The 21,961-nt window shown below is 74.1% G+C and carries 17 protein-coding genes; 15 read left to right on the top strand and 2 right to left on the bottom strand.

What is annotated here, in order from left to right; translation table 11 throughout:
• The 9 genes from HLB15_RS06575 to HLB15_RS06535 form a co-directional block, all read left to right on the top strand.
• The coding region (locus HLB15_RS06575; RefSeq protein WP_212759568.1) for an ATP-binding cassette domain-containing protein at positions 1–490 on the top strand (490 nt) is incomplete at its 5' end.
• Positions 487–1,512 carry an ABC transporter permease gene (locus tag HLB15_RS06570; protein WP_171104502.1) on the top strand — a complete coding sequence of 342 codons (1,026 nt, stop codon included), beginning with the start codon at positions 487–489 and terminating at the stop codon, positions 1,510–1,512. The genes HLB15_RS06575 and HLB15_RS06570, both read left to right, overlap by 4 nt.
• Positions 1,513–1,532: 20 nt before the next feature.
• A complete protein-coding gene (locus HLB15_RS06565) occupies positions 1,533–2,567 on the top strand; it encodes an ABC transporter permease (RefSeq protein ID WP_171104509.1) in 1,035 nt (344 codons plus the stop codon).
• Positions 2,564–3,577 (top strand): rhamnose ABC transporter substrate-binding protein, encoded by a 1,014-nt coding sequence (rhaS, locus tag HLB15_RS06560; RefSeq protein WP_171104501.1) that lies wholly within the window; start codon positions 2,564–2,566, stop codon positions 3,575–3,577. Before HLB15_RS06565 ends, rhaS begins: the two co-directional genes overlap by 4 nt.
• Before the next feature lie 291 nt (positions 3,578–3,868).
• A complete protein-coding gene (locus tag HLB15_RS24035) occupies positions 3,869–5,818 on the top strand; it encodes a peptidoglycan recognition protein family protein (protein ID WP_189086840.1) in 1,950 nt (649 codons plus the stop codon).
• A 161-nt stretch (positions 5,819–5,979) separates the two neighbouring features.
• Positions 5,980–7,155: an L-rhamnose isomerase gene (rhaI, locus tag HLB15_RS06550; protein WP_171104499.1), complete on the top strand. Its 1,176-nt coding sequence runs from the start codon at positions 5,980–5,982 to the stop codon at positions 7,153–7,155.
• Positions 7,152–8,126 (top strand): alpha/beta hydrolase fold domain-containing protein, encoded by a 975-nt coding sequence (locus HLB15_RS06545; RefSeq protein WP_171104498.1) that lies wholly within the window; start codon positions 7,152–7,154, stop codon positions 8,124–8,126. Before rhaI ends, HLB15_RS06545 begins: the two co-directional genes overlap by 4 nt.
• Complete coding sequence (locus tag HLB15_RS06540) at positions 8,123–10,219, top strand: bifunctional aldolase/short-chain dehydrogenase (protein WP_171104497.1); 2,097 nt, start codon at positions 8,123–8,125, stop codon at positions 10,217–10,219. Before HLB15_RS06545 ends, HLB15_RS06540 begins: the two co-directional genes overlap by 4 nt.
• Entirely contained in the window at positions 10,216–11,688 is a 1,473-nt protein-coding gene (locus tag HLB15_RS06535) for a rhamnulokinase (RefSeq protein WP_171104496.1), read from the top strand. Before HLB15_RS06540 ends, HLB15_RS06535 begins: the two co-directional genes overlap by 4 nt.
• Positions 11,689–11,836: 148 nt before the next feature.
• Here the strand turns inward: HLB15_RS06535 and HLB15_RS06530 are convergent, their stop codons facing one another.
• Both HLB15_RS06530 and HLB15_RS06525 read right to left on the bottom strand, forming a co-directional pair.
• Positions 11,837–13,060 carry a substrate-binding domain-containing protein gene (locus HLB15_RS06530; RefSeq protein ID WP_171104495.1) on the bottom strand — a complete coding sequence of 408 codons (1,224 nt, stop codon included), beginning with the start codon at positions 13,058–13,060 and terminating at the stop codon, positions 11,837–11,839.
• Positions 13,057–14,997: a heparinase II/III domain-containing protein gene (locus tag HLB15_RS06525; protein WP_171104494.1), complete on the bottom strand. Its 1,941-nt coding sequence runs from the start codon at positions 14,995–14,997 to the stop codon at positions 13,057–13,059. Before HLB15_RS06525 ends, HLB15_RS06530 begins: the two co-directional genes overlap by 4 nt.
• Positions 14,998–15,191: 194 nt before the next feature.
• Here HLB15_RS06525 and HLB15_RS06520 point away from each other — a divergent pair, with 194 nt between their 5' ends.
• From HLB15_RS06520 to HLB15_RS06495, 6 genes are read left to right on the top strand one after another with little or no spacing between them, the layout of a single operon-like run.
• A complete protein-coding gene (locus HLB15_RS06520; protein ID WP_229784885.1) occupies positions 15,192–16,214 on the top strand; it encodes a hydroxyacid dehydrogenase in 1,023 nt (340 codons plus the stop codon).
• Positions 16,211–18,091, top strand: coding sequence for a DUF2264 domain-containing protein (locus HLB15_RS06515; RefSeq protein WP_171104493.1), 1,881 nt, complete (start codon positions 16,211–16,213; stop codon positions 18,089–18,091). Before HLB15_RS06520 ends, HLB15_RS06515 begins: the two co-directional genes overlap by 4 nt.
• Positions 18,092–18,147: 56 nt before the next feature.
• Positions 18,148–19,440 carry an ABC transporter substrate-binding protein gene (locus HLB15_RS06510; RefSeq protein ID WP_171104492.1) on the top strand — a complete coding sequence of 431 codons (1,293 nt, stop codon included), beginning with the start codon at positions 18,148–18,150 and terminating at the stop codon, positions 19,438–19,440.
• Positions 19,440–20,390: a carbohydrate ABC transporter permease gene (locus HLB15_RS06505; protein WP_171104491.1), complete on the top strand. Its 951-nt coding sequence runs from the start codon at positions 19,440–19,442 to the stop codon at positions 20,388–20,390. The genes HLB15_RS06510 and HLB15_RS06505 overlap by 1 nt, the downstream gene beginning before the upstream one ends.
• The gene (locus HLB15_RS06500) at positions 20,390–21,229 is read left to right on the top strand and encodes a carbohydrate ABC transporter permease (RefSeq protein ID WP_171104490.1); all 840 of its coding nucleotides are present in this window, start codon (positions 20,390–20,392) and stop codon (positions 21,227–21,229) included. Before HLB15_RS06505 ends, HLB15_RS06500 begins: the two co-directional genes overlap by 1 nt.
• 5 nt (positions 21,230–21,234) lie before the next feature.
• The gene (locus HLB15_RS06495; protein ID WP_171104489.1) at positions 21,235–21,921 is read left to right on the top strand and encodes a DUF624 domain-containing protein; all 687 of its coding nucleotides are present in this window, start codon (positions 21,235–21,237) and stop codon (positions 21,919–21,921) included.
• Positions 21,922–21,961: the final 40 nt, after the last annotated feature.

The following is a 21,961-nucleotide window of genomic DNA, read 5'->3' as shown; positions in this document are numbered from 1 at the left end:
CCGGCGGGACGACGGCGCCGGCGGGCACGACGGCACCGTCCGCCGCGGCCTCGCGCGCCTCGGCGTGCTGCTGCCCGGCGCCGAGGCGGACCTCGCACGGGACTGGGCGGGCCGCCTCGCCGTCAAGGCGGCAGCGCTCGACGCCGACGCCACGACCATGAGCGGCGGCAACCAGCAGAAGGTCGTGCTGGCCAAGTGGCTGGCCACCGGTCCCCGGGTGCTCGTGGTCGACGAGCCGACGCGCGGCATCGACGTCGGCACCAAGGCCGAGGTGCACCGCCTGCTGTCGACGCTGGCCGCCGAGGGGCTCGCCGTCCTCATGATCTCGTCCGAGCTGCCGGAGGTGCTGGGTATGGCCGACCGCGTGCTGGTGGTGCGGGAGGGGCGCATCGCCGCCGCGCTGGACCGCGCCGACGCCACCCCGGAGACCGTCATGCGCGCGGCCACACCGGGCGCGGCCGACGCCTCCGCGGACGGAGGGGCGGCATGAGCCTCCTGCGCCGCCGCGAGGCCGGCATCGCCCTCGCGCTCCTCGCCGTCATCGGCGTGACCACCCTCGTCCAGCCCGGCTTCCTGCTCAGCGCGGGCGGCTGGCGCGACCTGCTGCTCACGCCCGCGATCCTCGTGGTGCTCGCCGTCGGGCAGGCGGTCGTCGTCATCACGCGCAACGTCGACCTCTCGGTGGGCTCGGTGCTCGGCCTGACCGCCTACCTCACCGGACGCCTGTTCCTCGACGCGCCCGACCTGCCGATCGCCGTCGTCGCCCTGGTCGCCGTGGCGGCGGGCACGGCGCTCGGTCTGGTCAACGGCGTCGTCGTGGCGTTCGCGCGGGTCCCGGCCCTCGTCATCACGCTCGGCACCCTGTACGTCTACCGCGGCATCACCCTGACCTGGGCCGGCAGCGACCGGATCGACGCGGGCGACATGCCGCGCACCTTCCTCCGCCTCGGCACCCAGCAGGTGCTGGGGGTGCCGGTGCTCACGATCGTCGCCGTCGTCGTGCTCGCCGCCGTCGCGCACTACCTGCACACCGCGCGCGGCGGCAGGCAGCTCTACGCCATCGGCTCCGACCCCGACGCCGCCGCCCTCGCCGGCCTGCCCGTCCGGCGCCGCCTGCTCGGTGCGTTCGCGCTCGGCGGGGCGCTCGCCGGGCTCGCCGGGGTCATGTTCGCCGCGCGGTACGGCACCGTGTCCTCCGGCGCAGGCACGGGCATGGAGCTCCAGGTCGTGGGCGCCGTCGTGGTCGGCGGCGTCGCGATCTTCGGCGGCAGCGGCACCGTGGCCGGTGCGGCGCTCGGGGCGATGCTGCTGCTCACCATCAACCGGGCCCTGCCCGTCGTCGGCATCCCCGACTTCTGGCAGCGGGCCGTCGTCGGCGCGCTCATCATCGGTGCCATCGCGCTCGACCGCGTGCTCGCCGCCCGCCGCTCACGGCGCCTGGCGGCCGCCCGGGACGCCGACCCGCCGGACGGCCCCGCCGTCGGACAGCGCACGAAGGAGGCGACCCCGTGAGCGCACCCACGAACCGGCCCGTGCCGACGCACGCCCGCCCCTGGTGGCAGCGCGCGCTGCTCACGCGCGAGATGCTCACCCTCGCGATCCTGGCCGTGGCCTGGGTGGTCGCCTCCGCAACCGTGCGCGGGTTCGACGGCCCGCTCACCATCACCTACCTCGTGCTCGACATCGCGCCCGTGCTGCTCATCGCCCTGCCGATGACGCTCGTCGTCGCGACGGGCGAGATCGACCTCTCGGTCGCATCGGTCGTCGGCCTGTCCAGCGTGACGTTCGGCCTGCTCTTCCAGGCCGGTGCGGGACCGTGGCAGGCGGCGCTCGTCTCGGTGCTGCTCGGCGCGGTGTGCGGCGCGGTCAACGGCGCGCTCGTCGCCTACGCCGGGCTGCCCTCGCTCGCCGTCACCATCGGCTCGCTCGCGCTCTACCGTGGTCTCGCGGTCGGCCTCCTGGGCACGACGGCGGTCACCGGGTTCCCCGACGCCTGGACCGACGGCGCCACGGCCAACCTCGGCGGGTCGCCCTGGCCGGTCATCACCCTCGTCCTCGCGGCGCTGGTCGCCGTCTTCGCGCTGCTCCTGCACGCGACGCCGTTCGGGCGGGACGTGCTCGACATCGGCCGCAGCCGCGAGGCGGCGCGGTTCTCCGGCGTCGACGTGCGGCGGACGCTGCTGGTCCTGTTCGTGCTGTCCGGCGCGGTGTCGGCGCTCGCGGGCGTCTACTACACGCTCCGCTACGGCAGCGCGCGCGGCGACAACGCGACGGGTCTCGAGCTGCAGGTCGTGGCGGCCGTGCTGCTCGGCGGCGTGTCCATCTTCGGCGGGCGCGGTGCGCTGCACGGCGTCGTGGGCGGCGTGCTGCTCATCGGCGTGCTCGGCAGCGCCCTGCGCCTCGAGGGCGTGACGGTCAACGTCATCAACATCGTGATCGGCACGGCGCTCGTCGTGTCGGTGGTCGCCCCGCGCGTCGCGGGCGGCCTCAGGGTGCGGCGCCGTGCCGCGGCACCAGCCGGCGGCGGGCCCGCCGCCGGGCGACGAACCGAGGGAGACGGACGATGAAGTTCACATCTGTGGTCGCGGCCGGCACGGCCGTGGTGCTGTCGCTGGCGCTCGCGGCATGCTCCGGCGGCGGGGACGAGGGCGGCGGGGGCGACGACGACGTGGTCGTCACCATGCTGCCGAAGAACCTGGGCAACCCGTACTTCGAGGCGTCGACGGCGGGCGCTCAGGAGGCAGCGGACGAGCTGGGCGTCGCGGTCGAGGAGGTCGGCCCCGACGCCGCCTCGCCCGACGCCCAGGTGCCGTTCATCAACACGGCGGCCCAGCAGGGCGTGAACGCGCTCGTCGTGTCGGCCAACGACCCGACGGCCATCGGCGACGCGCTCGAGGAGGCGCGCTCGGCGGGCACCAAGGTCGTCACGTTCGACTCGGACACCGAGCCGCAGTTCCGCGACCTGTTCGTCAACCAGGCCTCGGCCGAGGGCATCGCGGACAAGCAGCTCGAGCTGATCTCCGAGCAGATCGGCGGCGAGGGCGAGATCGCGATCCTCTCGGCGTCGGCCAACGCGACCAACCAGAACGCGTGGATCGCGCTCATGGAGGAGAAGCTCGCGTCCGACTACCCGGAGATCGAGCTCGTCGAGGTGGTCTACGGCGACGACGACGACCAGACCTCGTTCGACAAGACGGCGGCGCTGCTGCAGTCCCACCCCGACCTCAAGGGCATCGTCTCGCCCACGACCGTCGGCATCGCGGCCGCTGCGCGGTACGTGTCGACGTCCGAGTACCAGGGCGAGGTGGCCGTGACCGGCCTGGGCACGCCCAACCAGATGCGCGAGTACGTCGAGGACGGCACGGTGGAGGCGTTCGCGCTGTGGAACCCGACCGACCTCGGGTACCTCGCGACGCAGGCCGCCGCCGCTCTCGTGGCGGGCGACATCACCGGCGAGGAGGGCGAGACCTTCGAGGCGGGCCGCCTGGGCGAGTACACGGTCGGGGCCGACGGCGAGGTGCTGCTGGGCGAGCCCTTCGTCTACGACGCGAGCAACATCGCCGACTTCGACTTCTGAGCCGGCCGAGTTCTGGGCCTGCCGGGTTCTGGGCCGGTCGCCGGCCCGGCCGGGATTCACCCCCTCTCGCAGGGGTGAAACCCGGTCGCGACCGGCCCTCGGGCCGCTACCGTCCGTCTGTTCTCTGCACCGTGTCCGCGCTCGTGGCGGGCACGGCGCAGTCGTGCAGCAGGAAGGAACCACGTGGCCAGGCATGCGGCGGCACCCCGACAGGCGTCCCGAGCGGCGGCTCCGCCGGCGTCGAAGCAGGGTCCGCGTCACGGAGCGGCGCGGACCTCGTCGGCAGCCGGGGTGGTGGGCCGGGCGGTCGTGCTCGGCGTGACGCCCGCGATGCTGCTCGGCGCGGCGCTCGCGCCGTCTGCCGGTGCGCTGACGACCGAGCCGTCGCTCGAGCCCGAGGGCACGGCGGCGCCCGCCGTCCCCGCCGACTCGGCGCTGCCCGACGCGGGCACCACGCAGGCGCAGGTCGAGACCGTCGAGGTCACCGCGGCGCCGGAGGCCGAGCCCGCGGCGGCGGGCGAGGTGGTCCCGGACGGCGAGGAGACCGGCGCGCCGGCGCCCGACGCGGCGGCCGACGGCGACGCCGTCGTGCTCGACACCGCGGGGTCCGACGGCCGGCTCGCCGGCGAGCTCGAGGTGCCGGACGGGTTCCAGACGGTCGGGCTGTCGTGGCCGGCGGAGATCGACCACGCCGTGCCGGAGATGCAGGTGCGCACGCGCGCCGTCGACGGTACGTGGAGCGACTGGAGCCACCTGGAGAGGTCGACCGACGACGTCGACGGCGGCTCCGCCGTCCGCACCTCCGCCCCGGTCTACGTGGGGGAGTCGGACGCCGTGCAGCTCGCCACGGTGGACGAGGCGGCGACGTTCCCCGCGGGCGTCGAGCTGAGCCTCGTCTCGTCGGCGAAGGTCGCCACGGCGGCGGCGAGCACGGCGGGCACGGTCGCGCCGTCGGCCACCACGGTCGGGCCGACCGTCATCACGCGCGAGGAGTGGGGCGCCGCGCCGCGCTGCCTCGAGCCGGGCACCGGCCCCACGTGGTTCCCGGCCGAGGGCGGCCTCAAGGCCGCCGCCGTGCACCACACGGTCAACCCGAACGACTACGCCACCGTGGCCGAGGCGATGCAGGCCATCCGCAACGACCAGGCGTACCACCAGCAGACGCACGGCTGGTGCGACATCGGCTACAACTTCCTCGTCGACAAGTGGGGAAACATCTACGAGGGTGCGGACGGCAGTATCGAGGAACCGATCATCGGTGCCCACACGGGTGGCTTCAACACCGGCACGGTCGGCGTCGCGATGCTCGGCACGTACACGACCCAGGCGGGCGTCAGGCCCTCGACCGCCCAGCGTGACGGCGTCGCGAAGATCATCGGCAGCCGCCTCGCGCGGTACCAGGTGAACCCGGACGAGTCGACGGTGCTCACGGCGGCGGCGCACACCGACGGCGGCCGCTACCAGACGGGTGACCGGGTGACCCTGCCCCGCGTGTTCGGCCACCGGGACACCCACGCCACCGAGTGCCCCGGCGAGCTCGCCTACCCGTTGCTGTCGGGCATCCAGGACGCCGCGGCGACGTACGCCCGGCAGTACGCCGAGGTGGCCGAGCAGGACCGGAACATCGTCCAGGCGATCTACCAGGACTTCCTGGGCCGGCCCGCGACCGAGGCCGACATCGAGAGCTGGTCCTACCGCGTCTCGGTGGGCGGCGCGGGTGTGCTGGCCGACGGCATGTCGAAGTCGGACAACTACCGCAAGGTGCGCATCACCCAGGCGTTCCAGGCCACCCTCGGCTACACCCCGTCGGCCACGCAGACGGCCAACTACCTCTCGCAGGTGAAGAAGAAGACGCGGACGATCGACCAGATCGAGCCGTTCCTCATGGGCACGTCGACCTACTACAAGCACGTGGGCGGCACGGACACGAAGTACATCACCGCGCTGTACCGGCACATGCTGCAGCGGACGCCGACCGCGGACCAGCTCAACCACTGGAAGCCGCGGCTCAAGACCCTGGGCCGCGCGGGCGTGGTGGAGGCGCTGTGGAACAACCCGCAGTCCGTCCGCATCCGCGTGGCGGCGACCTACCAGCATCTGCTGGGCACCGCGCCGACCAAGACGCAGTCCGACCACTGGGTCGCCCGGCTGACCGCAGGAAAGGGCGAGGACGAGGCCACGCTCCGCCGGGCCATCGTCGTGACGTCGAAGTACACGGCCGCGGCCGACCGGCGGTACTGACGACGACCGTCACCCCCTGACCTCTCGTACGGCCGGCACCGGGCTCCCCGGTGCCGGCCGTTGCCTTGACCGACCGCCGTCCGCGGCATAGGCTCCGGCTGAATCGTTTCAAGGATCGTTTCGAGGTGCGCACGAGGGAGTGCGCGGAGAGGAAGGACGCCATGGCGGCATCCACACGCGCGGAGGTGGCGGGCGCGGCGCTCCGGCAGCAGACCATCGAGCTCCCGTCCTGGGCCTTCGGCAACTCCGGCACGAGGTTCAAGGTGTTCGCCCAGGCGGGTGTGCCACGGGACCCGTTCGAGAAGATCGCCGACGCGGCGCAGGTCCACCGGTACACGGGCGTCGCCCCGCGCGTGAGCCTGCACATCCCGTGGGACCTCGTGGACGACTTCGGGGCGCTGGCGCGGCACGCCGAGGACCTGGGCGTGCGGATCGGCATGATCAACTCGAACGTCTTCCAGGACGACGACTTCATGCTCGGGTCCCTGGCCCACCCCGACCCGCGGGTGCGCGCCAAGGCCGTCGACCACCACAAGCAGTGCATCGACGTCATGCGGGCCACGGGGTCCAAGGACCTCAAGATCTGGCTCTCCGACGGCCTCAACTACCCCGGCCAGGACTCGATCAGGGCGCGGCAGGACCGCATCGCCGAGTCCCTCGCCGAGATCTACGCCGCTCTCGACGACGACCAGCACCTCGTGCTCGAGTACAAGTTCTTCGAGCCCGCCTTCTACGTCACCGACGTGCCGGACTGGGGCACGTCCCTGCTGCACGTCATGGCGCTCGGCGACCGCGCCAAGGTCGTGCTCGACACCGGCCACCACGCGCCCGGCACCAACATCGAGTTCATCGTCGCCCAGCTGCTGCGCCAGGGGCGCCTCGGCGCGTTCGACTTCAACAGCCGCTTCTACGCCGACGACGACCTCATGGTCGGTGCCGCCGACCCGTTCCAGCTCTTCCGCATCATGCACGAGATCGTGCAGTCGGGGGCGCACGCGCCCGACAGCGGCGTGAACTTCATGCTCGACCAGTGCCACAACATCGAGCCGAAGATCCCGGCCCAGATCCGGTCGGTGATGAACGTGCAGGAGGCCACGGCCAAGGCGCTGCTGGTCGACGCCGACGCCCTCGCCGCGGCCCAGCGGGCCGGTGACGTGCTCGGCGCGCACGCCGTGCTCATGGACGCCTACGACACGGACGTGCGGCCGCTCGTCGCCCAGGTGCGGCAGGACATGGGGCTCGACCCCGACCCGGTCGCCGCCTTCGCGGCGTCGGGCTACGCGGAGAAGATCGTGGCCGAGCGCGTCGGCGGTGCGCAGGCGGGCTGGGGCGCATGAGCGTGGTGGTCACCGACCAGGTGCTCGACGGTCCGCACGGCGGCCTGCCGGTACGGGTCTACGAGCCCGCCGACGGCGCCGCCCGCGTGGCGGGCCTGGTGTGGGCCCACGGCGGCGCATTCATGTACGGCGGGCTGGACATGCCGGAGGCCGACCGGGTGGCGCGCGGCCTCGCCGCCGCCGGCGTCGTGGTCGTGAGCGTCGACTACCGCCTCGCGCCCGTCTTCGACTTCCGCGACCCGGGGGCGTCCCGTTCGCCCGGCGGGGCCCGGTACCCCGTCGCCTCCGAGGAGGTGCGGTTCGCCTGGGAGTGGGCGCGCGACGCCGACCTCGGCGTCGCCGCCGAGCGCTGGTCCCTCGGGGGCGCGAGCGCGGGCGGCAACCTGGCGGCGGGCGTGTCGCTCCGGCTGCGCGACGCCGGCGGCCCGCAGCCGTACAGCGTGGTGCTCGCCTACCCCGTGCTGCACCGGGAGCTGCCCGCGCCGAGCCCCGAGCTGGCCGCCAAGATCGCGGCCCTCCCGTCGGAGCGGGACTTCCCGCCGGCGTCGGTCCGCGCGCTGAACGCGAACTACCTGGGGCACGACGGCCCGGAGACACCGCCGTACGCCTTCCCCGGCGGGCAGGACCTGCGCGGGCTGCCGCCCACGTTCGTCGTCACGTCCGACCACGACACCCTGCGCTCCTCGGGCGAGGCGTACTGCGCCGAGCTCGCCGCGGCGGGCGTCGACGTGACGCTCGTGCGCGAGGACAGCACGTACCACGGCCACCTCGACGAGCCCGCGAGCGACGGCGCGGCGCGCAGCATGCGCCGGCTGCGGGCGTGGCTGACCGTCGACGGCCTCGTCGGCACGCGCCACGAGCCGCCACGCGGGGACGGCCTGACGCCGCCGCCCGCCGACCTGGCCGACACCGCGGGACCGACCGCGGCCACCAGTGACGACACGACCGAGACGGGAGCAGCAGCCCGATGACGAACCAGACTGCCGGCACGACGGACGACGCGACGGTCGCCGCCCTCGTGGCCCGCTCCAACCGGCTGGGCTCGGACCCCCGGGTGACCAACTACGCGGGCGGCAACACCTCCGCCAAGGGCTCGGCGACCGACCCGGTCACGGGCGAGCCCGTCGACCTGCTCTGGGTCAAGGGCTCGGGCGGAGACCTCGGCACGCTGACGCCTGCCGGCCTCGCCGTGCTCCGGCTCGACCGGATGCGCGCCCTGGCGGACGTGTACCCGGGCGTCGAGCGCGAGGACGAGATGGTTGCCGCGTTCGACTACTGCCTGCACGGCACGGGCGGCGCGGCCCCGTCGATCGACACCGCGATGCACGGCCTCGTCGACGCCGCGCACGTCGACCACCTCCACCCGGACGCCGGCATCGCGATCGCCGCGGCCGCCGACGGCGAGGCGCTGACGCGCGAGATCTTCGGCGACGAGGTCGTGTGGGTGCCGTGGCGGCGGCCGGGCTTCCAGCTCGGCCTCGACATCGCGGCGATCAAGGCGGCGAACCCGCAGGCGGTCGGCTGCATCCTGGGCGGCCACGGGATCACCGCCTGGGGCGACACCTCCGCCGAGGCCGAGGAGCGGTCGCTCGGCATCATCCGGCGTGCCGAGGAGTTCATCGCACGGCGCACCACCGAGCTCGCGGAGCGGGGCGAGCACCCGTTCGGCGCGGTACGGCCGGGGTACGAGCCGCTGCCCGAGGCCGAGCGGCGGGCCCGCGCGGCGGCCCTGGCACCGGCGGTCCGCGGCGTCGCCTCGACGGACGCGCCCCAGGTGGGGCACTTCACGGACAGCGACGTCGTGCTCGACCTGCTGTCGCGCGAGCGGCTGGCACCGCTCGCCGAGCTCGGCACGTCGTGCCCCGACCACTTCCTGCGGACCAAGGTGAAGCCCCTGGTCGTCGACATCCCCGCCACGGCGACCGTCGAAGAGACGATCGCGGCGCTGCACACCGCGCACGAGGCGTACCGCGCCGACTACACCGGGTACTACGAGCGCGGCGCGGCCGCCGCCCGGGCACGCGGCGAGGAGCCGCCGGCGATGCGCGGCGCCGACCCGGCGATCGTGCTCGTGCCGGGCGTCGGCATGTTCTCCTACGGCCGGAACAAGCAGACGGCGCGCGTGGCCGGCGAGTTCTACGTGAACGCGATCAACGTCATGCGGGGCGCCGAGGCGGTCTCGACGTACGCGCCCATCGCCGAGGACGAGAAGTTCCGCATCGAGTACTGGGCGCTGGAGGAGGCGAAGCTGCGCCGCATGCCCGCACCCCAGCCGCTGGCGACCCGGGTCGCCCTGGTCACCGGGGCGGCGTCGGGCATCGGCCGCGCGATCGCGACGCGGCTCGCGGCCGAGGGGGCGTGCGTCGTCGTCGCGGACCTCGACCGCGAGAAGGCCGCCGCCGTCGCCGCCGAGCTGGGCTCGGCCGACGTCGCGGTGGGCGTCGCGATGGACGTGTCGTCCGAGGCGGCCGTGCGCGCGGGCGTGCAGGAGGCCGTGCTCGCCTTCGGGGGCGTGGACCTCGTGGTCAACAACGCGGGCCTGTCGCTGTCCAAGTCGCTGTTCGAGACGACCGAGGCCGACTGGGACCTGCAGCACGACGTCATGGCCAAGGGCTCGTTCCTCGTCTCGCGCGAGGCCGGGCGCGTGCTCGTGGACCAGGGGATGGGCGGCGACATCGTCTACATCTCCTCGAAGAACTCCGTCTTCGCCGGACCGAACAACATCGCCTACTCCGCGACCAAGGCCGACCAGGCGCACCAGGTGCGGCTGCTCGCGGCCGAGCTCGGCCCGCACGGCATCCGCGTGAACGGCGTGAACCCGGACGGCGTGGTGCGCGGGTCGGGCATCTTCGCGTCGGGCTGGGGCGCCAACCGGGCCGCCGTCTACGGCGTGCCGGAGGAGAAGCTGGGCGAGTTCTACGCCCAGCGCACGCTGCTCAAGCGCGAGGTGCTGCCGGAGCACGTGGCGGCCGCCGTCTTCGCGCTGTGCACGGCCGACTTCTCGCACACGACCGGCCTGCACGTGCCGGTCGACGCGGGCGTGGCGGCCGCGTTCCTGCGATGAGCACGCCGGGGTTCGTCGCGGTCGACCTCGGGGCGACGTCGGGCCGCGTCATGCTCGGCGTGCTCGACGGCGGCCGGGTCGAGCTGGTCGAGTGCGGCCGGTTCGGCAACGGCCCCGTCGACGCCGGCGACGGCCTGCGCTGGGACGTCGAGGCGCTGTGGGCGGGGATCCTCGACGGCCTGCGGGCTGCCGGGACCCGCGCCGCGCAGGCGCACGTCGAGATCCTCGGCGTCGGCGTGGACTCGTGGGCGGTCGACCACGCCCTGCTGGGCGCCGACGGCGGGCCCCTGGGCGACCCCTGGTGCTACCGCGACGCGCGGACCGACGGCGTCGCCGAGCGGGTGTACGAGCGGGTCCCCTTCGCCGACCACTACGCGGTCAACGGCCTGCAGCACCTGCCGTTCACCACCGAGTTCCAGCTCGTCGCCGCCGCGGAGGGCGGGCCGGGTGCCGCCGAGTGGTCCCGCGCCGCGCGGCTCCTGCTCGTGCCCGACCTCGTCGCCTACCGGCTCACCGGCCGGCAGGTCGCCGAGGTGACGAACGCGTCCACCACCGGTCTGCTCGACGTGCGGACCCGTACCTGGGCCACGGGGCTGCTGGACCGGCTGGCCGCCGCCCACCCCGCGGTGGCCGGGGTGCGCGACCTGCTGCCCGACCTCGTCGAGCCCGGCACCGCGCTCGGCCCGCTGACTGAGGCCGTGCGCGAGGCGACGGGCCTCGGTCCCGTGCCCGTCTACGCCGTGGCGTCGCACGACACGGCGTCCGCGGTGGTCGGGACGCCCCTGCCCGACGACGGCGTCGCCGCCTACATCTCGTCCGGCACCTGGTCGCTCGTCGGCGTCGAGCTGCCGGGCCCGGTGCTCACGGCCGAGAGCCGCGCGGCGAACTTCACCAACGAGCTCGGCATCGACGGCACGGTCCGCTACCTGCGCAACGTCATGGGCCTGTGGATCCTCGACGAGTGCGTGCGCGAGTGGGCGGCGGACGCCGCCCGCGGCGACGGCCCGCCCGTCGACCTCGGCACCCTCTTGACGCAGGCCGCCGACGAGCCCGGCGGCCGGTGCCTCCTGGCCGTCGACGGCGACGAGTTCCTGGCTCCCGGTGGTATGCCCGGCCGAGTGCGCGCCGCGATCCGACGCACGGGCGCCGACGTGCCCGACACCCGCGCCGCGCTGGCCCGCGTGGTGCTCGACAGCCTCGCCGACGCCTACGCGCGTGTCGTCCGGCAGGCCGGCGAGCTCGCCGGTGTCGAGATCTCCGCGGTGCACGTGGTGGGCGGCGGCTCCCGGAACACGCTCCTCGACCGGCTCACGGCCGAGGCGTCGGGGCTCCCGGTCGTCGCGGGTCCCAGCGAGGCGACGGCGCTCGGCAACGTCCTGGTGCAGGCCCGCGCCTCCGGAGCCGGGCCGCGCACGCTCGCGGGGCTGCGCGCGATCGTCCGCGCCAGCACGGAGACGCGGGTGTTCTGAGGGGACTGGCTGGGCTGTGGGCTGTGGGCTGTGGCTGGTCGGGGCGGCGCTGGTCGGGACGGGACGAGATCGGCACCTGGTGCGAGCTCGCCCGGCACGGCCGGTAGGTTGACGCTGCAAGGGACCGAGCTCGACCGCTGCCAACGCGTCAGGTCGAGGAGCGGACCAGGAGCCGGGGGCTCAGCTCGATGCGGTGCACCGGGCGGTCGTCCCCGTCCGCGAGACGCCGGCGCACCAGCTCGACCGCGGCCGCGCCGATCGCGGCCTTCGGCGGCCGGACGGCGGTGAGCGGAGGGTCGGCGAGCGCGGCGACCTCGTCGTCGTAGGCGACCACCGCGAGGTCGGCCGGGACCCGGATGCCGCGCTCCTGCGCGTGCTCGACGAGGGAGATCGCCTCCCGGTCGGAGTGCACCAGCAGCGCGGTGGCTTCCGCGTCGGCGCACCGGTCGAGCACCGCCGCGACGTCGTCGGACCAGGCGGGGTCCGACTGGGGCACGGTCTCGACGTCGAGCACCGCGTCGAGGCCGAGCTCCTCGACCGCGGCGCGGAACCCCCGCTCGACGGCGGACGTGTGCGGGCTGGTCCGGGACGTCACCAGGCCGATCTTCCGGTGCCCACGCTCGGCGAGGTGCCGCACGGCCGTGCCCGCGCCGAGCGCGTGGTCGGTGGCGACCGACTCCAGTGGCTCGCGGTACGGGCCCGCCGCCAGCCGGCGCTCCATGAGCACGACGGGCAGGTCGAGGCCCGCGAGCCAGTCGGCGAGCTCCGTGGACTCGGGGCCGCCGGCCGGCGGGGCCACGAGCAGGCCGTCGACGCCCGTACCGTCCCCGCGGTCGCCGACCAGCGACGCGAGCTGGTGCCGGATGTGGTCGACGTCGTACGAGCCGCCCCGCAGGATCAGACGTGCCGTGTCGTGCGTGGCGGCGCGCGCCCCGCGGATGACCTCGGGCCAGTAGTAGTCGAGCGACGGCACGACCATGCCGATCGTCGGCCGCTCGTCGCGGTCGGGGAACCGGCCCTCGGGCGCCGGGACGCCTGTCGCGGCGGGGGCGTGCGCGCCCCGTCCGGCCGGCAGGCCGGCGGCCGTGCGCCCCGCCGGCGCCGTGGCGCCGGAGGTCGTCGTGGCCGCGACGCCCGCGGCGCCGACACCCGTCGTGGCGCCGTCGCTCGTCGCGGCGGCCGGGACGCGGGCACCGCCGTGCACCTTCTCCAGGGCGCCGTCGGCGACGAGCACCGCCAGGTCGCGCCGCACCGTCACGGGCGTCACACCGAGCCAGCGCGACAGTTCGCTCACGCGGGCCGACCCCGTCTCGCGCACACGCGCGATGAGCTGCGCCCTGCGTTCGCTCGGGAGCGGGGCTTCCTGCGTCATGCGACCTCCTGCGGTCGTGGCTCGGTGGGGCGGTCGGTGGGTCGGTCGGCCGGTCGCGGTGCCGTGCGTCGTGCCGGTCGCGGCGTGGGTCTCATGGTGACGGAGAACGTGCCCGTCCGGGGCTCCGCACGCGCCGTGAGCCGCAACCGGGTCAGCCGCCGGCCCCACACCGCGACCAGCTCGGGGTCGTCGAGCTCGCGCAGGTCGAGCGCGGCGTGCACGACGTCGGGGTCCCACGTGAGGGACAGCGTGCGGGGCGGGTGCGTCCGGTGGTCGTCGGGGACGAACCGGGCGCGGGCCTCGCCCGGCGTCAGCGTGACGTCGCCGGCCAGCAGCCAGTGCCACGTCGTCGGGCCTGCGGGGGCCCCGGTGTCGCCGGGTGCGAAGGACCAGGAGTCCTCGACGACCGCCGTCTCCGTCCCGGCGTCCAGCTCGACGTCGCGCCACCAGTGCTCCAGGCCTGCCACGCGGTACGCGCCGGCCAGGTCGACACGCGCGTGCCACGGCTCCACGCCACCCTCCGGGCTCGTCACCGCGAACCCGCGGGCCGCGTACTCGGGGCCGGGCGGCTGCTCCACGCCTCGCACCCGGGGGACGTTGTGCCAGTCGCCCCGCAGCGTCCAGAGGTCGTACCGGCCCGGCCCGAACGTCCCCGCGCGGTAGGTGGGCTTGCCCGCGTCGACGACCAGGGGCACGCCGTCGAGCGCCACGACGACCGAGCCGACGTCGACGTGGTTGTGGTTCTCCGCGTTGTGCCCGCCCTTGAGCGTGACGGCTATCCCGCTGGTCGAGCCGGGCGCCGAGCGTGCGACGGCGACGCCGGTGGCGGGGAACGTCGCGCGCCCGACCAGCGGCGGCTCGCCGGCGGGCGCGTCGGTCCACGGGGCGGCCAGCAGGCCGACGGCGCGGGGCAACGAGGCGCGCTCGTCGAACAGCCCGCCGGGCCTGCCGCGGTAGGAGGCGGCGTGCTGCGCGGCGGCGGCGTCGCCGGTACGCACCGCCCAGGCGTGCACGACGTTCCACGGCCACGTCGCGGGCGGCCGGGCGGGCCCGTCCGCGACGTTCACGTACCAGTCTCCGCCCAGGTGCATCGAGTGGGGGAACGCGACGGTCGAGCGGATCCGCTCCAGCGCCTCCGGCGCCGGGCCGACGCCGGCGAACGCGAGCAGGTCCTGCGCCTCGAGGGCGCGCGCAGCACCCTGCCACCAGTAGTGGTACCCCTCGTCGACCCCGCCGTCGGCGGGCAGCGACGCCCAGTACGCGGCGATGCCGTCGGCGACGAGCGCCGTCGTCGCCCAGCGGCGCACCGGGTCGTCCTCGAGCGCGAGGTTGGCCGCGAGCACGTTGCCCTGGATCCACGGGCTCCAGTTCATGAGCGGCTGCCCGACGCCCAGCCACCACCAGTCCCGGCGCTCGGTGAACGGCCGCAGCACGCGCCCGCGCACCTCGTGGCGCACGCGCTCGCGGGTGCCGGGCGCGCGCTCGTCGAGCACCGGGCCGAGCAGGTGGTCGATCCACGCGAGCTGCGCGGCGACCTCGCCGGCGCCCAGGTCGAGGTACGGCTCGGTCACGGCGGGCGTGACACGGCCCAGGCGCTCGTAGGCGTCGTCGTGCGCGGCCCAGCACCACGTGGACTGCTCGCACAGCAGCAGCACGCCGTCGACCACCTCGTCCACCTGCTCGTCGCGGGGGTCCAGGAGGGCGGCGAGGGTGGCGCGGGTGAGCCGCGCGTGACGCTCCGCGACGCGCGACTCGTAGGCCGTGCGGTCGCCGTCGCGGAAGAAGCGGGCGTACTGGGACGCGAGGACCTGGGGCCACGGCGTGCCGCGCTCCGCGGCCGCCGTCGCGAGCGTGGGTGCCAGGGCCTCGGTCACCCGGCCGGAGGTCCAGAACCGTCGGTCGGTCACGTCGGGGCCGGGCAGCGACGCCGCTGTCATGCGCACCTCCACGCTCGGTCAGCGCCCCCGTCGGCGCTGTTCGAAAATGATCGTAGCGCACACGATCGGACACGACCAGGGGTTGCCAAGGTCACATCCGGTGGGCTTCAATGGGCGCCAGTCGATCGGAGTTGATCGTAAATGTTCGGCTGGATGATCAGCCGAACGGCGACTCGACGGAGAGGAACGTGGTGGTGCGGCGACCTGAGGCCCTGCTCGTCATGGACGACCGGGCGCGGCGTATGCAGTTCGGTCCCGAGGAGGACGCCCGGCTGCGCGCGCTCGCGACGCTCGGCGACCCCGTGCACGTCACGGCCTTCGACACGCCCGCGGCCAAGGAGCGCCTCGCGGACGTCGAGGTCCTGGTCACCTCGTGGGGCGCGCCGCGGATCACGGCGGAGGTGCTCGAGCTGGCGCCCCGCCTGCGCGCCGTCCTGCACTGCGCCGGCTCGGTGCGCCCCCTCGTGTCCGACGCCGTGTGGGACCGGGACCTGCTCGTCACCAACGCGGTGGCTGAGAACGCGCTGCCCGTCGCCGAGTTCACGGTCGCCGCCATCTTCATGGCAGGCAAGAAGGCGCCGTTCCTCGCGAGCGTGGCCCGGACACGGCGGTCGGACTGGTCGTTCGTGGACGAGCACGGCGTGCTGTCCAACCGGGACCGCACGATCGGTGTCGTGGGCTTCTCGCGGACCGGGCGCCAGGTCGTGGCACGGCTGACCGCGCCGGGCGCGGGTCCGGAGAGCCGGGAGATCCTCGTGGCGGACCCGCTCGCCGACCCGGCGGCCGTCGCCGCCGCCGGTGCGCGGCTGGTGCCGCTCGACGAGCTCCTCGCGGCGTCGGGCATCGTGACGCTGCACGCGCCGGAGCTGCCCTCGACGCGCAAGCTGATCGGCGCGCGCGAGCTCGCCCTCATGCCGGACGGCGCGACCCTGATCAACACGGCCCGCGGCGCCGTGGTGGACACCGCGGCCCTCGAGCGCGAGTGCGCCTCCGGCAGGCTGTACGCGATGCTCGACGTCACGGACCCCGAGCCGCTGCCGTCGTCCTCGGTGCTCTACGACCTGCCGAACGTCATGATCACGCCGCACGTCGCGGGCTCGCTCGGCACGGAGGCGCGCCGCATGACGGGTGCCGCGCTCGACGAGCTCGAGCGCTACGCACGGGGCGAGTCCCTCCGGAGCACGGTCACCCGCGCGGACATGGAGTTCGTCGCATGACCGGCCTCCAGGACCGCGCGTGGCTGGCCGCCTACGCCGACCGCCTCCTCGACGCCGTGCGCCCCTACGCCTCGCCGAGCGGTTCGCTGGTCACGCTGCCGGGCACGCCCGGGGGGTACGGCACCGCCGTCGACGGGCTGGAGGGCTTCGCGCGCACGTTCCTGCTCGCGGGCTTCCGGCTCGCGGGCGAGGACGGCGAGGACCCCGCGGGGCTGGCCGAGCGCTACGCCGCGGGGCTGGCCGCCGGCGTGGACCCCGGGCACCCCGAACGCTGGACCCGGCCCGAGGAGCACGGCCAGGCCAAGGTCGAGGCCGCGTCGCTCGCCCTGATCCTCGACCTCACGCGGCCGTGGGTCTGGGACCGGCTCGCGCCGTCCACCCAGGAGCAGACCGTCGAGTACCTGGGCTCGGTCGTGGGGGACGACGGCTACCCCGACAACAACTGGGTCTGGTTCCGCATCGTCGTCGAGACGTTCCTGCGCTCGGTCGGCGGCCCGTTCTCGGCCGACGACGTCGCACGTGACCTCGCCGCGCACGACCGCTTCCGGCGTCCCGGCGGCTGGTTCGCCGACGGCCCCGAGCGCAGCTTCGACCACTACGCGGGGTGGGCCCTGCACCTGTACCCGGTGCTCTGGGCGCGGATGGCGGGCGCGGCGGACGTCGCGGCGGCGGCCGGCGACGACCTGGCCGTGCGCTCCGCGGCCGACCGGAAGCATCTGGCCCGCTACCTGGACGACGCGCTCGCCCTGGTGGGCGCCGACGGGTCCCCGCTGCTGCAGGGTCGCAGCCTCACCTACCGGTTCGCTGCCGCCGCACCGTTCTGGGCGGGCGCCGTCGCGGGCGTCGGACGGCCGGGCCTGCTGCGGGAGGCGGCCACCCGCATCGTGCGGCACTTCGCCGAGCGTGGCGTGCCGGGCGACGACGGCCTGCTGACCCTGGGCTGGCACCACCCGTGGCGGCCGATCGCGCAGCGGTACAGCGGCACCGGGTCCCCCTACTGGGCGAGCAAGGGGCTGCTCGGCCTGGCGCTGCCCGCCACGCACGAGGTGTGGACGGCTCCGGCCGAGCCCCTGCCGGTCGAGCGCGGCGACGTCCTGACCGTCGCGGCGGCGCCCGGCTGGGCGGTCAGCGCCACCCGGGACGACGGCATCGTGCGCGTGGTCAACCACGGCACCGACCACGCCGTGCCCGGCGACGCCGTGGGTGACTCGCCGCTGTACGCGCGGCTCGGCTACTCGACCGCCACGTCCCCGCTGCTGGACCGCGAGGCGTGGGTCTCGCCGGTCGACCAGTCGGTGGTCCTGCTCGACGCGGCCGGCGCCGCGACGCACCGCGCGGGGTTCGAGCCGCTCGAGCTCGCGCCCGCCGAGCCGGCCACCGGCGTCGTGCTGGGCTCGGTCGCCGACGCCCACTGGCTCGAGGAGGACGCCGCGGCGCCCGACCACGGCTCCGGACGCCCCGGCGTCGCCACGCCGGCCGGGCGGGTCACCACCGTCTCGGTCGTCCGCGGGGCCTGGGAGGTCCGCCTCGTGCGCGTCGAGCACCCGGCCGACGCCGCGGCCGCGCTCCGTGTCGGCGGCTGGGCAGCCGGACCCGGTCACGCCTCGACGCTCGTGCCGCTGCTGGGCGACGTCGCCCCGGTGCGCGGTGAGGCCGTCCACGACGACGCGACGCCGCTGGCCGGACCGACCACCACGCCGTGGCTGCGGTACGCCCCGGTGCCGGCCGGCTGGGTCGGCGTCGGCGTGCACCTCGGCCGCGCACCCGAGTCGGCGGACCTGCCTCGCCCGCGGCTCGACCTCACCACCGACCTCACCATCGACCAGGCCGTCGTGACCTGGCCGGACGGAGAACAGACCACGGCAACCCTGCCCTGACCCACCACCGCCGCGACCGCGTCGTCGCGGACCGGGTTACTCGAAGGAGAGTAGGAATGAACCGCAAGATCATGAGCGGCGTCGGCCTCGCCGCCGTCGCGTCGCTGGCCCTCACGGGGTGCGGCGGCCAGGACGAGCCCGCGGCCGTCGACGGCCCGGTCACGCTGACCCTGGCCGGCTGGGACTTCGCGTCCACGCCGGAGTTCCAGACCCTGGCCGACGCCTACCACGAGGCCAACCCCGACGTCACCGTCGAGCTCAAGGAGTACCCGGCGGGCGACGACTACGACACGGCCCTCACCGCCGACCTGGCGGCCGGCGCCGCGCCGGACGTCTTCATCGTGAAGAACCTCAAGAACTACGTCACGTTCACCGAGGGCGGCACGCTGCTCGACATCTCGGACGTGGCGGCGGAGCTCGACCCCGCGACGGGTGGCCTCGCGCCCATGGAGGTCGACGGCGCGACCTACGCCGTCCCGTACCGCCAGGACTCGTGGCTGCTGTACTACAACAAGGAGCTGTTCGAGAAGGCGGGCGTCGACCTGCCGGACGGTTCCTGGACCTGGGACGACTACGCGGAGGCGGCCGCCGAGCTCACCGAGGGCATCGGGGAGAAGCAGGTCACCGGCACCTACCTGCACAGCTGGCAGTCCACGGTGCAGGGCTTCGCGCTCGCGCAGAGCGGTGCCCCGCTGGACGGCGGCGACTTCTCGTTCCTCGCCCCGTACTACGAGCGCGCTCTCGCGATGCAGGACGAGGGCTCGCAGCCGTCGTACGCCACGGTCACGACGAACGAGCTCGCCTACCAGGCGCAGTTCGGTACCCAGAAGGCCGCGATGCTCCCCATGGGCTCGTGGTACATCGGCACGCTCGTCGCGGAGCAGGAGTCCGGCGCCGCCGACACGTTCGAGTGGGGCATCGCGCCCATCCCGCAGGCCGACGAGTCGACCACCGGCACCGACGCCACGCCGGTGACGTTCGGCGACCCGACGACCATGGGCATCAACTCGGGCATCGACGAGTCGAAGATCGAGACCGCCAAGGACTTCCTGGCGTTCGCCGCGGGCCCCGAGGGTGCCGCGGCGCTGGCCGGCATCGGCATCACGCCCGCTCTCATCGACGACGCCGTCGCCGACACGGTCTTCGGTCTGGACGGCGTGCCGCAGGACGACCTGTCCCGCTTCGCCTACACCACGCACGAGACGCTCCCGGAGAACCCGGTCGGTCCCACCACGGCCGCGATCCAGACGATCCTGGGCGAGGCGCACTCGGCGATCATGTCCGAGTCCACGCCCGTGGACGAGGCGCTCGCCGAGGCCGAGGAGCGCGTCGTCAACGAGGTCGGCTGATGGCGACTCCTGTCGCCCAGGAGCAGCGGACGCTCGGGCTCACCGAGCCCGGGCGTCCGCCCCTCCGGGCACCGCGCACGTCGCTCAAGCTGCGCAACGCGCTGATCGGCTGGACCTTCATCCTGCCGAACTTCCTCGGCTTCGCCGTGCTCACCCTCACGCCGGTGATCACGCTGTTCTACATCTCGCTGACCAGCTGGAACATCTTCGGTGCCGCCCAGTGGGTGGGCCTGGACAACTTCGCGCGGCTGATCGGGGACAAGAGCTTCCACACCGCGCTCGGCAACACCTTCTACTACGCGGTGGTGCACATCCCCGTCACCATCGTCGTCTCGCTCGGCCTGGCGCTGCTGCTCAACCAGAAGCTGCGCGGCGCGGCGTTCTTCCGCACCGTCGCGTTCTTCCCGTACATCACGTCGATCGTCGCGGTCGCCGTGGTGTGGAACATGCTGTTCAGCCCGGAGTACGGGCCGATCAACCAGTTCCTGAGCCTGTTGGTCGAGGGCGACCTGCCCGGCTGGACCGTCTCCAAGGACTGGGCCATGCCCGCCGTCATCATCGTCGGCACGTGGAAGGACATGGGCTACTACATGCTCCTGTTCCTGGCCGGCCTGCAGACCGTGCCCGGCGAGCTGCACGAGGCCGCGCGGATCGACGGGGCGAACACGTGGCAGCGGTTCTGGAACGTCACCCTGCCGTGCCTGCGCCCCACGATGTTCTTCGTGACCGTCATGGTCACCATCCAGAGCTTCAAGGTCTTCGACCTCATCCTCGTCATGACCGACGGCGGACCGGGGCAGGCGACCCTCGTGCTGAGCCAGTACATCTACCAGAAGGGCTTCGAGCAGTTCGAGTTCGGGTACGCCTCGGCCGTCGCCGTCGTCCTGTTCCTCATCTGCATCCTCGTGACCGTCGTGCAGTTCCTGTACAACAAGCGGAAGGAGGCGTGATGACCGCCCGCCCGTCGGCCCTCCAGCGGTCCGGCCGCGTGCTGCTCTACGTCGTGATGATGGCGGCGGCGGCAGGCATCATGCTGCCCTTCGCGTGGATGGTCATCTCGTCGCTGAAGCAGAACAACCAGGTGTTCACCGCCCCGGTCGAGTGGATCCCCGACCCCGTGGTCTGGCGCAACTACCTCGACATCTGGGTCCGGGCCGACATGGTCACCTGGGTGCGCAACACCCTCGTGCTGTCCGTCGCCGTGACGGCGCTGCAGGTGCTCACCGGCAGCTTCGCCGCGTACGGGTTCGCCAAGATGCGCTTCCCCGGCCGCGACGCGCTGTTCCTGCTGTACATCGGCACCATCGCCGTGCCGTGGCAGTCGTACATGATCCCGCAGTTCCAGATGATCTCGAGCTGGGGCCTCAACAACACCCTGTGGGCGATCATGCTGCTGCAGGCCTTCGGGGCCTTCGGCGTGTTCCTCATGAAGCAGTACTACGAGTCGATCCCCGACTCGCTGTCCGAGGCCGCCCGCATCGACGGCCTCAGCGAGTACGGCATCTGGTGGCGCATCATCATGCCGCTGTCCGTGCCCGCCCTCGCGTCGCTGACGATCATCACGTTCGTCTCGACCTGGAACGACTACCTCGGCCCGCTGATCTACCTGCGCGACCGCTCGCTGTGGACGATCCAGCTCGGCCTGCAGTCCTTCATCGGCGAGTACAACGCCGAGCACGCGCTCATCATGACCGGCTCCGTGCTCTCGGTCCTGCCGATCGCGCTGATCTTCCTGCTCGGCCAGCGGTACTTCGTCGAGGGCATCGCGACGACGGGCGTGAAGGGATGAGTGCCGTGGGAGCCGCCGCCCCGGCCCGCCGGCGCCGCACCCTCCTCGGGCCCGAGACGTACGAGCTCGTGTTCGGCACCGTCTACACGGGGCTGATGACCAACCTGCTGCTCGTCGTCGCGTGTCTGCCGCTCGTCGCGCTGGTGGCGGCGACCCGGGTCTCCTCGACCTGGCCGCTCGTCGCGCTCGCGGCGCCCCTGCTCGGCCCCGCGCTCGCCGCGGCCTTCGCGGTGTTCGCCGCCTTCAGCGCGGACGGGTCGACGACCGTCGTGCGCACCTTCGCCCGGGCCTGGCGGCGGCACCTGCGGCGCGGGCTGGCGATCGGGGCGCTCGCGACGGCGGTCGTCGTCGTGCTCGCCGTCGACGTGCTCTTCTTCTGGGGCCGGACGGCGGGCGCCGCGGTGATCCCGGTGCTCGTCACCCTGGCCGCCGGGGCCGTCGTCACCGCCGTGCTGGCGCTCGCGGCCGTGCCGGAGACGGGCGATGCGCGCCTGCGCGACGTCCTGCTCGCCGCGCTCGTGCTCGGGGCCCGGCGCTGGTACGTCTCGGCCGGCGTGCTGGCTGTGCTCGGCCTGCTCGTGTCGGTGGTGGTCGTCCGGCCCGCCGTCGGCCTGGGCTTCGCGGCCGCGCCGCTGCTGTTCGCGGTCTGGGGCGCCTGCCGCTTCGCCCTCCGCCCGTCGCCCCGCGTCTGACGCCGACCGATCGCCCCTGAGACCGACGGTTCTCGGCTCT

The sequence above is a fragment of the Promicromonospora citrea genome (assembly GCF_013004695.1).
GTDB lineage: Bacteria > Actinomycetota > Actinomycetes > Actinomycetales > Cellulomonadaceae > Promicromonospora > Promicromonospora citrea.
Note: the sequence above shows the minus strand (reverse complement) of the source record. Positions and strands in the feature narration are given on the sequence as shown.